Raw genomic sequence first — 13388 nt, forward strand, 5'->3', positions numbered from 1 at the left:
TTCGAGCTGAGGCTGTCAGACGTCCCCGAAGTCGCCCTGGCGGACGGCGGCAACGAAGGTGTGCCAGGCGGAGGTGCCGAAGGTGAGGGCGGGGCCCTCGGGGTCCTTGGAGTCACGCACCGGGACGACGCCGGGGAAGCCGGGGGCTACTTCGACGCACGCACCGCCGTTGCCGTCGCTGTAGCTGCTCTTGATCCATGTCGCGCCGGCGAGGTCAGGGGTGGTGCTCATTGTTCGTACTCCTCCATCACTTGACGGATGAACGCCAGCGACTCCTCGGGAGGTAGCGCGGCGGCTCGCAGCCGATCGTACCGGTCCTGAGCCTCCGCGACCGTAGCCGCAGAGTCGTCAACGTGCCCCGTGGTCATGGTTTCCGTGTAGAGCAGGGTCGGGCCCTTCTCCGGCGTCACCAGGATGAAGAGTGAGGCCCCTGCGGGCAGTCCCTGCGCAAAGGGCAGCACCTGGATAGTGACGTGCGGGCTGGCGGCTTCGTCGGCCAGCAAGCTGGCGAGTTGGGAGGCCATGATCTCCTTGCTCCCCATGACCATGCGCAGCGCCGCCTCGTGAATGACAACCCACAACAGCGGCGGATTCGGGCGGGTGAGCACCGCTCGGCGCGCGAGACGAGCCTCGACGCGTTCCGCAATGGATTCGGCGTTCTCCCGCGGGTGAGCTTGGCGGAAGATCGCCGTGGCGTACTCCCGGGTCTGGAGGATGCCGGGGATGACGACCGGTGAGGAGTCGAGGATGCACTTGGCCTCCTGCTCGATGGTGGCGTACCGGATGAACCAGCCCGGGTGCCCGCGCTCGGCCACGCGCTGCCGCAGCCGTGCGAACATTTCCGGCGTACCGAAGACGCGGTCGCAGGCCTCGGCGAAGTGCATCGACGCCAGCAGGGTGCCGCCTTCCACCCTCGTGACGTACGGGCGCTCGTAGCCCGCATCGGTGGCCAGTTCTTGCTGCGTCATCCCCCTCTGCTTGCGGAACTTCAAGACCTCGTGCCCGAAGTACGCAGCGCCGTCCCGGGCTGTGTCCGGCTCTTGATGGGGCATCAGTTACCTCAACTCCCTGATGTTCCAACGCGCCTGGAACCACGTTTCCTCTGGTCAGGGAGGTGCGGCGGGCGCGACTCTTGTGAGGCGTTACCAGGCTCACAAGCAGAGCCGACGACGGCGGGTGAGGTGACGCTCACCCACCGTTGGACCTTCCACGCTACGAGCCGCGCAGCGCCTGCGCAGCGGAAACGGCAAGAAAGGCCCCCCACGATGGAGACTCCCGGGCGGACGCTGGAGCAACCGGCGGTGTTCCGCTGGCCCTCGATGCATCGGTGCGTGCCGGAGGCCCGGCACGCGTTACGGGCGACGCTCAGCCGCTGGGGCCTGCTCGGGCTGGCGGACGACGCGTGCGTGGTGCTCTCGGAGCTGATGACGAACTCGATCGAGCACACCGTCCCGCGCGGCCACCGCGTCGAGACACGCTTCGTGCGTCTTCGCCCCGCGGAGGGCGGCCGCCCGACCGGCCTGCGGATCGAGGTCCACGACGCGGAGGAGTCCGTCCCCGTCCTCCGTATCCCCGCCCCGGACGCGGAGCACGGCCGCGGCCTCCCCGTGGTCGACGCCCTGACGGCGGGCCACTGGGGCATCGCCCCGCGCGAGGGCATCGGCAAGCTCACGTGGGCCGAACTCTGACGCTGTGCGGGTGGCCGGGCACATCCGGCCACCCGCACAGCGGATGTGAGGGACCATGCGTGAGCGGGTGAGCTGGGAGGAGTTGCCGTCGGCGCTCCGCGGAGCGATCGAGCAGCGCGCGGGTGCGGTGACGCGCTCGGCCGAGGTGACGTCGGGACTCACCTGCTCCGCGGCCCTCGTCGTGGACACCGAGCGGTACGGTCGCCTCCTCCTCAAGGGAGCCCGCGACGCGGACCGCGCGGCCGTCGCAGGACTGCGGACCGAGGGGATGGTGAACCGGGCGGTGCGAGGCTGCACCCCGGCGATCCGCCTCACGGTCGGGGCGGCCGGGTGGTACTGCCTGGCCTTCGACCACATCGCCGGGCGGCACGCGGACCTGAGCCCGGGAACGGCGGACCTGCCTGCCGTGCGGCGGACCCTGACGCGGATGGGCCGCATCACCGGCCCGAGACCCGACCTGCTGGGGAGTTACGGCCTGCCCCGGATCTCCGACCGCCTGGCCGGATTCCTGGAGCCCGGGGAGGAGCGGCTGCTCAACGGGACGAGCCTCCTGCACACGGACACCAACCCCCACACCATCATGATCGCCCGGCACGGCGGAGCCGCCTACGTGGTGGACTGGGCGATGCCCGCGCTCGGACCCGCGTGGGTGGACCCGGCGAACACGGCGGTCCGCCTCATGGAATCCGACCAGGACCCGGCCACGGCTCTCGCCTGGCTCAGCGGTCTCCCCGCATGGCGGACGGCCGCCCCGAACGCGATCGCGGCCTACGTGAACGCGACCTGCCGCCAATGGACCGCCAGAATCGGTGAGAAGCAGTCCCGTCCGAGCAACGACCGCTTCCGCCACCTGCTCCAGGAGAAGTAATGGCCCGCACCGAGTTCTCCGAGACCCGGACGCCCCGACCCCGCCAGGTCCACCGCGACGAACGCGGGTACTACTTCGACCCCACCGCCCGGACATGGACCGCGCTGGAGCCGCCCACCATCACCTGGGCACCGGCGCCGCGCGACGTCGCCGCGCTCCTGGGTGTGCCGGTCGACGAGGACGTCCTTGTCCGCGACCGGCTCATGGGAGACCCCGCCACCCGCGTCCCCATGCAACTGGCCACGAGTTACCTGCCGGCCTCCGTCGCACGGGGAACCCGGCTCGCCCAACGGGACACCGGCCCCGGCGGCATCTACGACCGGCTCGAAGAAGGCGGCCACCTGCTCTCCTGGGAAGAGGCCGTGAGCGCCCGCATGCCCACCCCCGACGAGGGCGCGCGCCTTCGCCTGCCCAAGGGCGTCCCGCTCCTGCGGATCGTGCGGACCGCCACCCGCGACGGCCTGACGGTCGAGGTCAACGACACGCGCATGAGCGCGGACGCCTTCGAAGTCGGCTACCGGATCACCCGGCACCCATCCGCCCAGCCGAAGGCATAGCTCACCCACCGACGCGATCGAGCACACCGTCCCGCGCCGGGGGTTATCCCCCGTTCCGATCCTGGGGTTGATCGGATCGCGACCCGTCCGGGGGCGAAACTAGCGTCCCGGACATGACTTTGACGCTGCGAAAGTACCTTGCTGTGGCACTCGGTGTCGCTACGTTGCTTGCCGCAGAGGCGGCCACCGCCGCCGCCCAGCCTGCCCGGCCGTCTCTTGCGAAGCAGCTGCGCCAGGACACCGAGGCGATCCACGCCCTCGGTGTCAGCGGCGTGCAGGCCCGCGTGATCGGGCCTGACGGACGGCAGTCGGTCGCCACCAGCGGCACCGCGGACCTGAACACCGGCCGCCCGGTCTCTCCCGACGGCTACTTCCGTATGGCCAGCACGGCCAAGACGCTGACCGCCACCGTCGTCCTCCAACTGGAGGCCCAGCACAGGCTGTCCCTGGACGACACGGTCGACCGCTGGCTGCCGGGAGTGGTGCGCGGCAACGGCAACGACGGCAGCCGGATCACCGTCCGCCAACTGCTCCAGCACACCAGCGGCATCCACGACGACCTGCCCGGATACTCCACGCCGGAGGAGTATTACCAGCAGCGCTACGACGTCTACAGCGCCGCGCAGTTGGTCGCCCGTGCCATGACCCACGCGCCGGACTTCCCGCCCGGCGAGGGCTGGGGGTATTCCAACACCGACTACATCCTGCTCGACATGATCATCCAGAAGGCCACCGGCCGGCCCGCCCACCAGGAGATCGAAGCCCGCATCCTGCGCCCTCTCGGCCTCGACCAGACCCGGTGGGGCGGCACCTCCGCCACCCTGCCCCGGCCCCATGCCCAGGCCTACCAGCTCTTCGGCCCCGACTCCGTGGTGGACGTCACCGAGCAGATACCGGTGGAGCACGAGAGCCTTTCCTTCGTCACGACCACACGGGACCAGAACCGCTTCTTCCGCGCGCTGCTCGCGGGCCACCTGCTCCCGACGCGACAACTGGCCGAGATGAAGCAGACCGTCCCCGTGAGCGGTCAGGTCGCCCAGTCCTGGCCCGGCGGCCGATACGGGCTCGGCCTGGTCCAACGCCCGCTGAGCTGCGGGGGAACCTACTGGAGCCACGAGGGCGGCGACGCCGGCTACATCACCCTCAACGGCGTCACCGCCGACGGCCGGCGCAGCGCCGTGGTCTCCATGTCCGAGGCCCGCGGCGACACCCTGGAGCACATCCTGGCCCAGGAGAAGGCCGGCAGCACCCTGATCGACCACGCCCTGTGCGCCAAGGGCACCACCACCCTGTAGGCCGGGGCGTCATCCACCGTCCCGGCCGTCGAGGACGCGCAGCTTGCGGGACAGGGCCCGGTCTGTCACGGCGTAGGTGACGAGGGCCGCGAGGTGGAGGGGCCAGAGGACGGCGAGCACCAGGCCGGCGAACGCGGCGAGCATCTTGCGTACGGTGTGGGCGGGACGGCGAAGGGCGAGCACGAGGGTTGTGACGGACGCGGCCACGCCCCACCACAGTGCGACGAGGACGTACACGCCCCGCGCGTCCTGGCTGGACAGGCTGTAGGCGAAGAGCAGCGTGGCCCACGCGGCGTATCTCGCGTACCACAGCCCGCCGGCGATGGCGAGCAGCACGAGGAAGGTGCCCGTGTGTCCGAGTTCGGGGCGCGGTGGGGGCGGGGTCGTTCTCCAGGGCACGGTCGGGCCTTTCGGACGCGGCTGCGGAGTGAGGGCTCAGCGGACGAAGACCGTGCCGGGGGCGCACGCGGAGTCCGGGTCGAGGGTGACGCACAGGAAGGGGGTGCCTCCTGCGCGGAGGGTTTCGAGGCGCAGGTCGGCGCCGGCCCAGACGCCCTCCGGGTCGAGGGAGGGGTCCAGGGTGAAGAAGAAGCCGCCGCTGTAGCTCCAGAGGCCGTGGGCGTCGACCGTGTTGTCGGCGTGCACCGTGCCCGTGGGGAAGAGGCCGTGCGGGACGCGGGTGGCCCGGAAGCGGCCGTCCGCGCCGAGGTGGAGGCGGCCGCCGGAGGCGGTGTGCCAGTCGCCCGTCACGGTGGCCGCGGTCGCGGAGCCGTCCCGGCGGACGTGGGAGTCGTCCTGCGCCCGGCGGTCCCATGTGCCCCCGGCGATCAGGACCGCGACGCCCGCCGGGACGGCGAGGACGCGCAGCGCGAGGGGCAGTGACCGGCGGGTCACGGCGTAACCGGCGAGCACCGCGGCCTGGACGGGCCAGAAGACGGCGAGCACCAGGGCGGCGACCGAGGCGCCCCATCCGCCACCGCGTCGTGCTCGCCGGCCGGGTGCCCCGGAAGACGGCGACGAGCACCGTGACCAGGGCCGCGGCCACCCCCCACCACAGCGCCACCAGGACGTACGCGTCCCACCCGTCCTGCCCGGGCACGTCGTAGGCCACCGGATCCAGCGTCTCCTCCACGGCGAACGCAGCGAACCAGAGCCCGCCGACCACGGCGACGAGCAGGAGCAGGGCACCCACGCACCCGGGTGCGTTGCGCGGGGGAGAAGTGTCGGGCATCGCCGGGGCCTTTCTGCCGGGGGGAGCGGGGCTCAGCGGACGAAGACCGCGTCCGGGGCGCAGGGCGTGTCGGGGTCGATGGCGATGCAGAGGATGTGGGCGTGGCGGGTGCGGTAGGCGGTGAGCCAGGTCGGGGTGGCGGACGGGGTGTCCTCGGCGAGGAAGGTGAAGCTGGTGCTCCAGGACTGGTACGCGTACGTCCAGTGGCCGTGCGCCTCGGTCGGTCCGGGCGGAGAACCGGTGAAGCTGTCGGTGAAGAGGGTGGGCGGGACGTGGGTGGCCTCGAAGCGGCCGTCCGCGCCGAGGTGGAGGCGGCCGCCGGACGCGGTGTGCCAGTCGCCTGCCAGGGACGCGGCGGTCGCGGTCTCGTCGTCGAGGATCTGCGCGTTGTCGTGGGCCGGGCCGCCCCACAGGACGCCCGCGAGCAGCGCCCCGGCGCCTGCCGGGACGGCCAGGACGCGGAGCGTGCGGGGGAGGGAGCGGCGGGTCGCGGCGTAGACGGCGAGTATCGCGACCTGGAGGGGCCAGAAGACCGCGAGCACCAGGCCCGCGTCGGCGGCGGCCATGCGGCGGACGGTGGACCGCGCGGGGCGGGCGGAGGGGACGAAGGCGAGGAGCAGCGTCGTGGCTCCCGCGGCGGCGCCCCACCACAGCGACACCGTCTTGTACGCGTTCCAGGGCCCCTGGTCGGGGACTTCGGCGACATCGAGGCTGCCGGTCGCCGCGAGCGCTGCGCACAGCAGCCCGCCGAGCAGGGCGACGACCACGAGGAAGGCGCCCCCGCAGCCGGGGCGGTCGTGCGGGGGAGGAGTGTCGGGCATCGCCGGGGCCTTTCGGGCGGGGCGGCGGGGCCCGACGGGGGGTCAGGTGCGCCGCTTGGGGGCGGGGGTGGGGCGGGTGACGGCTGTGCGGCCGATCGTGGGGAGCACGAAGTCCTGGATGAGGGACTTCGCGTCGCGGACCATCGGGCGGAAGACGCGGTAGCGGGACAGGGCGATCAGGCGGGCCACGAAGGGGGTCGAGCGGCGGACGAACTCGCGGGTGCGCTCGGTGTCGGGGGTGCGGTCGAAGACCCAGTAGAGGACGACGACCATCAGGTGCAGCCACAGCAGGTCGGGCAGCAGGTCGGCCAGCTCGGGATCGAGCTTGGGGGCCAGGTCGGAGCCGGTCAGGACGTCGCGGAAGAGGTCCACCGCGGTCGCCCGCGCCGGGTGGGACTCGTTCGAGAACGGGCTGAGCGAGCTGTCCGGGTCCGCCGCCGTACGGAAGAACTGGGCGGCGAACTCGTGGTAATCCGCGGCGCAGTCGAGCCAGGACTCCAGCGCGATCCGCAGCCGTACGTCGAACTCCCGCACCCCGGCCATGCGGACGGCGGCGTCCGCGGCGTGCTCGTACGTCATCCGGTCGTAGAAGCCCTGGATCAGGAACTCCTTGGACTCGAAGTAGTAGTACGCGTTCCCGACCGAGACGCCCGCCTCCTGGGCGATGGCCCGCATGGTGGTCTTCTCGTAGCCCCGCTCCCGGAAGAGCCGCATCGCGGTCTCCAGGATCAGCGCCCGGGTCTGCTCGCTCTTGCCGGTCTTGGGCCGGGCCCGGCCGCCGGGCAGCTCCTCCGCGGGCCCGGGGGCCTGCGAAGGGGCCGGAGGGCGTTCGTCGGGGCTGTGCTTGTGGTCCATTGCGGTGAGCCTAGCCCGGCGGTGGGCACCCTTCCCCGCACCCTGGCGCCTCGTCGCGGGCGGGTCCGGCGAACGGGCCCGAGCCGCGTACCGTCCAGCCGCCGTTGCCGTCGTAGACCCAGGCGGTGCGGTTCCCGGGGGTGCGGGGCGGCTCAAGGGGGAGGGTGTACGTGCGCGGGAGCTTCCGCGCGCCCGGGTGGTGGGTGTTCGCGCCCTCGCGGTATTTCGCCGCGCCCAGCACCGCCGCCCGCGCCAGCCGCCGCCCCGCGGGCGTGCTCATCCGGTGGGCGAGGGCGCGGTGGTCGGCCAGCGCCCACAGCACGACCACCCACGCGGCCTGGCCCACGTACACCTGGCCCGCGTCCCCGACGACCGTGATCTCGCGGCGGGTGGCCCCGTCGTGGTCCAGGTCCGGGAAGAGGCGGCGGGCCTCGGCGGAGCCGACGGGGACGAGCGCGACGGGGACGAGCTTGCGCTGCCCCGCGATCCAGCCCGCGACGAAGCGGCACAGGCGGCACGCCGGGTCGGTCAGGACGGTGAGCCCGCGCAGCGGCTCCCGCCGCCGGGCCCCCGCCCCTGCCGCGCCCCCCTCCGGCGCGGCAGGGGCGGCGGGCGCGGGGGGCTCGGGAGGCACCCTCCCAGGAGGCACGCTCCCGGGACCCGAGGGCGCGGGCACCTCACGCCCCCGCGGGCTTCGTCGCGGTGAAGCCGTCGGGAGCGACGGGCGGGTACTGCTCGCGCTCCATCAGCCCGCGGCGGCGGATCTTGTTGAGGACGTACACATTGCCGAGGTGCATCACCCCGAGCACCAGCAGCACCACCCCGAGCTTCACCGACAGCTCCTCGAAGACCTGCCGGGCGTCGTCGACGGTGTCCGCCGACTTCAGGTAGAGGGCGACGAAGCCCAGGTTGACCAGGTAGAAGCCGACGACCAGCAGGTGGTTGACGGCGTCGGCGAGCTGCTCGTTGCCGTGCAGCACGTCGGCGAGGAAGACGCGCCCGTTCGCGCTCAGTGTCCTGGCCACCCAGACGGTCAGCGCGACGCTGACCACCAGGTAGACCGCGTAGGCGACCACGGTCAGGTCCATGATGATCCCACCCCTCAGACGTTCCTTGAACGTGTTCAAAACCTTGTGCCACAGACGCTAGACCTCTTTTTGAACGCGTTCAAGCTCGCAGCCGGAGGCAGGCCTGTGACCCAGGCCACGCACGAAAAAGCCCGGCCCGGCTCCGAGGGTTCGGAGCCGGGCCGGGCGGGGGAAGGCGGGAGGGGAGGCGTCAGTCCGAGGAGGACGCGAGCGCGAGGTCCGGCTCCTGGCCTGGCCTGGCCGCCGGGTCCGGCGCGGCCTCGTCCGCGGGCTCGACGGCCATGTGCGGCAGCCGCTTGTCCAGCCACGCGGGCAGCCACCAGTTGGCCTTGCCGAAGATGTGCATGAGCGCGGGCACCAGCACCGACCGCAGGATGAACGCGTCCAGCGCGACCGCGCCCGCGAGCCCGACGCCGAACATGCCGAGCACGCGCACCCCGCTGAGCGCGAAGGCGCCGAAGACGCACACCATGATGACGGCCGCGGAGGTGATCACCCGGCTGGTCTCGGCGAGCCCGACCCGTACCGCACGGGCGCTGTCGCGGGTGTGGACCCACTCCTCGTGCATCCGGCTGACCAGGAAGACCTGGTAGTCCATCGACAGCCCGAAGAGCAGCGCCAGCATGATCACCGGCAGGAAGGCGTCGATCGGCCCCTCCCGGGTCGCGCCGAGCAGGCTGCCGCCCCACGCCCACTGGAAGGTCGCGACCAGGACGCCGAAGGACGCCGCCGCCGCGACCATGTTCATCACCGCCGCGGTGAGCGGGACGACGATGCTGCGGAAGGCGAGCAGCAGCAGCACGAAGCCCAGGGCGATGATCACCCCGATGAAGATCGGCATCTTCCCGCCGAGGACGCTGGAGAAGTCCTTGAAGATCGCGGTCGGACCGCCGACGTACGCCTTCATCGTGGTGCCGCGCTCGGCGGCCGGTACGACGTCGTGGCGCAGGTGGTTGATGAGGGTGTCGGTCTCCTTGTCCTGCGGCGAGGTGGTCGGCACCGCCTGGACGAGGGCCACCTTGCTGTTCGGCTCCATCGGCAGGGCGGCGGCGTAGGCGATGCCCTTGGTGTGGCCGAGTGTCGTGACGAGGTTGTCCAGGGCCTGCTTGTCGCGCTGGCCGCCGGGCACCTCGGCGAGGATGGTGAGCGGGCCGTTGAAGCCGGGGCCGAAGCCGTCGGCGAGCATGTCGTACGCCTTGCGGGTCGTCGTCGACGTCGGGTTGTTGCCCTGGTCGGACGAGCCGAGCCGGAGCGCAAGCGTCGGGATCGCCAGCGTCGCCATGACCACGATCGCGGCGGCGGCGAGCGAGCGCGGGTGCCGCTGCACGAAGGACGACCAGCGTGCCGACGCGCCCACCGGCTCCCCGGTCCGCACACCCTCGGCGGCGAAGCGCCGCCGCTGCTTGCGGCTGAGCACCTTCATGCCGAACAGACCGAGCAGCGCGGGCAGCAGCGTGACCGCGCCGATCACGGAGACGACCACGGTCATCGCCGACGAGATCGCCACCGCGTAGAGGAAGCTCAGGCCCACGGTGAACATGCCCAGCAGCGCGATGCAGACCGTGCCGCCCGCGAAGAGCACCGCGCGCCCGGAGGTGTTGATCGCCTTGACCGCCGCGTCCTCCGGCGACAGGCCGCTCAGGATGCCCTTTCTGTGCCGGGTGACGATGAAGAGCGCGTAGTCGATGCCGACGCCGAGGCCCACCAGCATCGCCAGCTGGCCGGAGAAGTCCGGCACGTTCTCGACGTGGGTGAGCAGTGTGATCAGCGACGACGAGATGCCGATGGCGAACAGCGCCGTCACGATCGGTGTCAGCATGCCCAGCAGCGAGCCGAACGCCAGGAAGAGCACGACCGCGGCGGCGGCGATGCCGACGAACTCGCTCACGCCCGCGGGCGGCTGCTCGATCAGGCCGATGATGTCGCCGCCGACCTCGACCCTGAGCCCGTCGGCCCGCGCGGAGTGCGCGGTGTCGACCAGGTCGTGGACCTGCGCCTCGTCGAGCGCGGAGCCCAGGACGTCGTACGTCACACGGGCGTAGGCGGTCTTGCCGTCCTTGCTGATCTGTGTCGCCCCGGCCGGGTCGTACGGGCTGACGACCTGTCCGACGTCCTTCTGGTGCCGGATCTTCTCCAGCATCGGGACGATCCGGTCCTTGACCGCCGGGTCCTTCACCGTGCCGGAGTCGGTGTGCCAGGCCACCGTGTCGCTCTCGCCCGACTGGCTGTGCACGGCCTGGTCGAGCAGTTCCAGCACCTTGTTGGACTCGGTGTTCGGGAGCGAGAAGACATTCGAGTACGCGTCGCCCGCGATCCTGCCCGCGGTACCGACGCCGAGCAGCGCCGCCACCCACAGCAGGATCACCACCCACTTGTGCCGGAAGCACCATCGCGCCAGAGAGGCCACGATCCATCCCCCATCATCTTCGTCGTCATCGTCGTCCTTGCGGCTCCGTACGGTTGCGTACGGTCGTGCCGTGATCACTCGCCCCCCACCAGAGTCAGTGGTGACAGGCCCGCCCACCAAGTCCAACGGCCTTCTCTCAAGGAACTCCAAAGTTCGCGCCCCCCGGAGGACACCCGGTGTGCGGATACTTGACGCATGGAGACAGCTGTCGGTACGGCTCCCACCGTGCTCGTCGTCGAGGACGAGCCGGGCATCGCGGACATCCTGCGCATCACGCTGACCTACAACGGCTTCACCGTGCACTGCGCGGCCACCCGCAGGGAGGCCCTCGCCGCGGTCCGCGCCCACCGCCCCGACCTCGTGCTGCTCGACGTGATGCTGCCCGACGGCAACGGCTGGGAGCTGTGCCGCGCGCTGCGCGCCGAGCACCCGGCCGGGCGGGACGGCGCGGGCGACGACCTCGCCGTCATCTTCGTCACCGCGCGGGACGCGCCGCGCGACGTCGTCGCCGGGCTCGCGCTGGGCGGCGACGACTACATCACCAAGCCCTTCGGCGTCGACGAGGTCGTCGCGCGCGTGCACGCGGTGCTGCGCCGTACCCGCCGCACCACGGGCGTCGCGGACCGGGTGCTGCGGCACGGCGACCTGGAGATGGACGAGGCGACGTACTCGGTACGCCGCTCCGGCGAGCCCGTCGAGCTGACGCCCACCGAGTACAACCTGCTGCGGCACCTGCTGCGCAACTCGGGGCGGATCGTCTCCAAGGAGCAGCTGCTCCAGCACGTCTGGCAGTACGACACGGTGGTGCCGTCCACGGTCGTCGAGACGTACATCTCGTACCTGCGGCGCAAGCTCGACCGGCTGGGCCCGCCGCTGATAGAGACCCGGCGTGGCGTCGGCTACGGGCTGCGGGCGGTCGAGGGCGCATGAGCAAGCGGCTGCTGCCGTGGGCCTTCGCGTGGGCCGCGGCGGAGTCGACCCGCAAGTCGCGCGAGGCGGCCGGGGAGACGGGCGGGGTGCTGTGCGGCAAAGGGCGGCTGCTGCCGGGGCCCAAGACGCTGCGCGCGCGGCTCACGCTCGCGAACGTCGCCTTCGTCGCGCTCGGGCTGCTCGCGACCGCGGCCTTCAGTGTCATGGCCACCGACATGGTGCTGGGCAGCGAGATAGACCACACCCTGAGCGAGTCGCAGCGCTCGCTGCGCAGCACCCCGGTCACGGCGAACGGCCTCCAGCAGCTGTGCACGCTCGCGACGATCCTGCAGACCGGCCACGACGGGGACGACGGCGGGGGCGGGCTGCCCTTCGCCAAGGCCTTCAAGCAGGACCTCTTCGTCGTCCTCGACCCCGACGGCCGCAACTCCACCGTGTGCGAGAACGGCATGGGCACCGACAACCGCGTCCGCGCCGACGTGACCGCGGCCCTGCCCGACCCCGCGGAGCTGGCCCGTACCGGAAGGGCCGTCAACGTGCGGGCGGCTGGGACGGACTACCGGGTCGTCGTCACCCGGCTCGGCGACGGCAGCATGGTCGTGCAGGGCATGCGCTACAGCGGTGTGGAGCGGGCCATCCACAAGCTGCTGGGCTGGGAGTTCGTCGCCGGGTTCGTGCTGCTGGCGCTGCTCGCGGTCGGCTCGCTGACCTCGGCCCGGCGGCGGCTGAGCCCGCTGGAGGCCATGGTGGAGACCGCCTCCGCCATCGCCGAGGGCGATCTGTCGCGGCGGATCGCCACCGGGCGGTACGGCTCCAGCGAGGTGCAGCAGCTCAGCACCGCCCTCAACGCGATGCTCCAGCAGATCGAGACCGCCGTCACCGAGAGCGAGCGCGCCACCGCCCAGCTCCGGCACTTCCTCGCCGACGCCTCGCACGAGCTGCGCACCCCGCTGGCGTCCGTGCAGGGCTATCTGGAGCTGTACGAGAAGGGCATGCTCGACGCCGACGACAAGGAGCGGGCGCTGCGCCGGGTCTCCGCGGAGGCCGCCCGGATGAGCCGCCTGGTTGACGAACTCCTCGCGCTGGCCCGGCTGGAGGAGCGCCCCGAGCTGGACTTCCAGCCGGTCGACCTGTGCGCGCTGGTCCGGGACGCCGCCGCCGACCTGGCCGCGCAGCAGCCCGGACGCCCGGTCACGCTGCTGCTCCCGGAGCCCGGGGGGCCGGGCGCCGGGTGCTCGGTGTGGGCGCTCGGCGACGAGGCGGGGCTGCGGCAGGTCGTGGGCAACCTGCTCAGCAATGTGCGGGTGCACACGCCGCCGGACGCGCCGCTCGTCGTCGAGGTGCGCGGCAGCACGCGCGGGGTGCGGCTGCGGGTGAGCGACGCCGGGCCGGGCCTGGACGCGCGCGACGCCGAGCGCGCCTTCGACCGCTTCTTCCGGGCCGACCCGGAGCGTGCCCCCGACACGGGCGGGGCGGGGCTGGGCATGGCGATCGTGCACGCAGTCGTCCAGGCCCACCACGGGACGGTGCGGCTGGACACGGCGCCGGGCGCGGGGCTGACGGTGCGGGTCAGCCTGCCGGGCGCGCCGCCGCCACCCGGGCGTACCGCGCCGGTCGCGGTCGAGTCGGGCCGCGCGGGGCGCTGAGG

The 13388-nt window shown here is 72.3% G+C and carries 15 protein-coding genes; 6 read left to right on the forward strand and 9 right to left on the reverse strand.

Annotation, left to right across the window (positions count from 1 at the left end):
* Positions 1-15 precede the first annotated feature (15 nt).
* On the reverse strand, positions 16-231 hold the full coding sequence (locus ACH4SL_RS17280) for a DUF397 domain-containing protein (RefSeq protein ID WP_398446141.1): 216 nt from the start codon (positions 229-231) through the stop codon (positions 16-18).
* Complete coding sequence (locus ACH4SL_RS17285; RefSeq protein ID WP_398446143.1) at positions 228-1052, reverse strand: helix-turn-helix transcriptional regulator; 825 nt, start codon at positions 1050-1052, stop codon at positions 228-230. The genes ACH4SL_RS17280 and ACH4SL_RS17285 overlap by 4 nt, the downstream gene beginning before the upstream one ends.
* 213 nt (positions 1053-1265) lie before the next feature.
* Between ACH4SL_RS17285 and ACH4SL_RS17290 the strand changes: the two genes are divergently transcribed.
* The 4 genes from ACH4SL_RS17290 (at position 1266) to ACH4SL_RS17305 (ending at position 4408) form a co-directional block, all read left to right on the forward strand.
* The gene (locus ACH4SL_RS17290; protein ID WP_398446145.1) at positions 1266-1688 is read left to right on the forward strand and encodes an ATP-binding protein; all 423 of its coding nucleotides are present in this window, start codon (positions 1266-1268) and stop codon (positions 1686-1688) included.
* Positions 1689-1743: 55 nt separating this feature from the next.
* Complete coding sequence (locus ACH4SL_RS17295; RefSeq protein ID WP_398446147.1) at positions 1744-2556, forward strand: aminoglycoside phosphotransferase; 813 nt, start codon at positions 1744-1746, stop codon at positions 2554-2556.
* Positions 2556-3113, forward strand: a complete 558-nt coding sequence (locus ACH4SL_RS17300) for a GntR family transcriptional regulator (RefSeq protein ID WP_398446149.1) — start codon at positions 2556-2558, stop codon at positions 3111-3113. Before ACH4SL_RS17295 ends, ACH4SL_RS17300 begins: the two co-directional genes overlap by 1 nt.
* 143 nt (positions 3114-3256) lie before the next feature.
* The gene (locus tag ACH4SL_RS17305; RefSeq protein WP_398446151.1) at positions 3257-4408 is read left to right on the forward strand and encodes a serine hydrolase domain-containing protein; all 1152 of its coding nucleotides are present in this window, start codon (positions 3257-3259) and stop codon (positions 4406-4408) included.
* 9 nt (positions 4409-4417) lie between these two features.
* On the opposite strand, the gene ACH4SL_RS17310 is transcribed toward ACH4SL_RS17305, so the two are convergent.
* The 7 genes from ACH4SL_RS17310 to ACH4SL_RS17340 all read right to left on the reverse strand — a co-directional run bounded on the left by ACH4SL_RS17310 (position 4418) and on the right by ACH4SL_RS17340 (position 10810).
* Positions 4418-4807, reverse strand: a complete 390-nt coding sequence (locus tag ACH4SL_RS17310; RefSeq protein ID WP_398446153.1) for a hypothetical protein — start codon at positions 4805-4807, stop codon at positions 4418-4420.
* 36 nt (positions 4808-4843) lie between these two features.
* Positions 4844-5353: a hypothetical protein gene (locus ACH4SL_RS17315; RefSeq protein ID WP_398446155.1), complete on the reverse strand. Its 510-nt coding sequence runs from the start codon at positions 5351-5353 to the stop codon at positions 4844-4846.
* A 318-nt stretch (positions 5354-5671) separates the two neighbouring features.
* Positions 5672-6460, reverse strand: coding sequence for a hypothetical protein (locus tag ACH4SL_RS17320; protein WP_398446157.1), 789 nt, complete (start codon positions 6458-6460; stop codon positions 5672-5674).
* Positions 6461-6502: 42 nt separating this feature from the next.
* On the reverse strand, positions 6503-7315 hold the full coding sequence (locus ACH4SL_RS17325) for a TetR family transcriptional regulator (protein WP_398446159.1): 813 nt from the start codon (positions 7313-7315) through the stop codon (positions 6503-6505).
* Between the two features lie 10 nt (positions 7316-7325).
* The gene (locus tag ACH4SL_RS17330; RefSeq protein WP_398446161.1) at positions 7326-7949 is read right to left on the reverse strand and encodes a thiol-disulfide oxidoreductase DCC family protein; all 624 of its coding nucleotides are present in this window, start codon (positions 7947-7949) and stop codon (positions 7326-7328) included.
* Between the two features lie 43 nt (positions 7950-7992).
* Positions 7993-8403: a hypothetical protein gene (locus ACH4SL_RS17335; RefSeq protein WP_398446163.1), complete on the reverse strand. Its 411-nt coding sequence runs from the start codon at positions 8401-8403 to the stop codon at positions 7993-7995.
* A gap of 190 nt (positions 8404-8593) precedes the next feature.
* Complete coding sequence (locus ACH4SL_RS17340) at positions 8594-10810, reverse strand: MMPL family transporter (RefSeq protein WP_398446165.1); 2217 nt, start codon at positions 10808-10810, stop codon at positions 8594-8596.
* A 195-nt stretch (positions 10811-11005) separates the two neighbouring features.
* Between ACH4SL_RS17340 and ACH4SL_RS17345 the strand changes: the two genes are divergently transcribed.
* Complete coding sequence (locus tag ACH4SL_RS17345; protein WP_398446168.1) at positions 11006-11740, forward strand: response regulator transcription factor; 735 nt, start codon at positions 11006-11008, stop codon at positions 11738-11740.
* Complete coding sequence (locus tag ACH4SL_RS17350) at positions 11737-13386, forward strand: sensor histidine kinase (RefSeq protein ID WP_398446170.1); 1650 nt, start codon at positions 11737-11739, stop codon at positions 13384-13386. The genes ACH4SL_RS17345 and ACH4SL_RS17350 overlap by 4 nt, the downstream gene beginning before the upstream one ends.
* The last annotated feature ends 2 nt before the right edge of the window (positions 13387-13388 follow it).

Origin of the sequence: Streptomyces sp. NPDC021020 (assembly GCF_044333285.1) — a bacterium.
In the GTDB taxonomy this organism is placed as follows: Bacteria; Actinomycetota; Actinomycetes; order Streptomycetales; family Streptomycetaceae; genus Actinacidiphila.

What these genes read in the sequence shown, in the direction of transcription:
- ACH4SL_RS17280 (WP_398446141.1), bottom strand. Translation starts at nt 231, where the DNA reads ATGAGCACCACCCCTGACCTCGCCGGCGCGACATGGATCAAGAGCAGC.
- ACH4SL_RS17335 (WP_398446163.1), bottom strand. Translation starts at nt 8,403, where the DNA reads ATGGACCTGACCGTGGTCGCCTACGCGGTCTACCTGGTGGTCAGCGTC.
- ACH4SL_RS17320 (WP_398446157.1), bottom strand. Translation starts at nt 6,460, where the DNA reads ATGCCCGACACTCCTCCCCCGCACGACCGCCCCGGCTGCGGGGGCGCC.
- ACH4SL_RS17345 (WP_398446168.1), top strand. Translation starts at nt 11,006, where the DNA reads ATGGAGACAGCTGTCGGTACGGCTCCCACCGTGCTCGTCGTCGAGGAC.
- ACH4SL_RS17325 (WP_398446159.1), bottom strand. Translation starts at nt 7,315, where the DNA reads ATGGACCACAAGCACAGCCCCGACGAACGCCCTCCGGCCCCTTCGCAG.
- ACH4SL_RS17290 (WP_398446145.1), top strand. Translation starts at nt 1,266, where the DNA reads ATGGAGACTCCCGGGCGGACGCTGGAGCAACCGGCGGTGTTCCGCTGG.
- ACH4SL_RS17295 (WP_398446147.1), top strand. Translation starts at nt 1,744, where the DNA reads ATGCGTGAGCGGGTGAGCTGGGAGGAGTTGCCGTCGGCGCTCCGCGGA.
- ACH4SL_RS17350 (WP_398446170.1), top strand. Translation starts at nt 11,737, where the DNA reads ATGAGCAAGCGGCTGCTGCCGTGGGCCTTCGCGTGGGCCGCGGCGGAG.
- ACH4SL_RS17285 (WP_398446143.1), bottom strand. Translation starts at nt 1,052, where the DNA reads ATGCCCCATCAAGAGCCGGACACAGCCCGGGACGGCGCTGCGTACTTC.
- ACH4SL_RS17300 (WP_398446149.1), top strand. Translation starts at nt 2,556, where the DNA reads ATGGCCCGCACCGAGTTCTCCGAGACCCGGACGCCCCGACCCCGCCAG.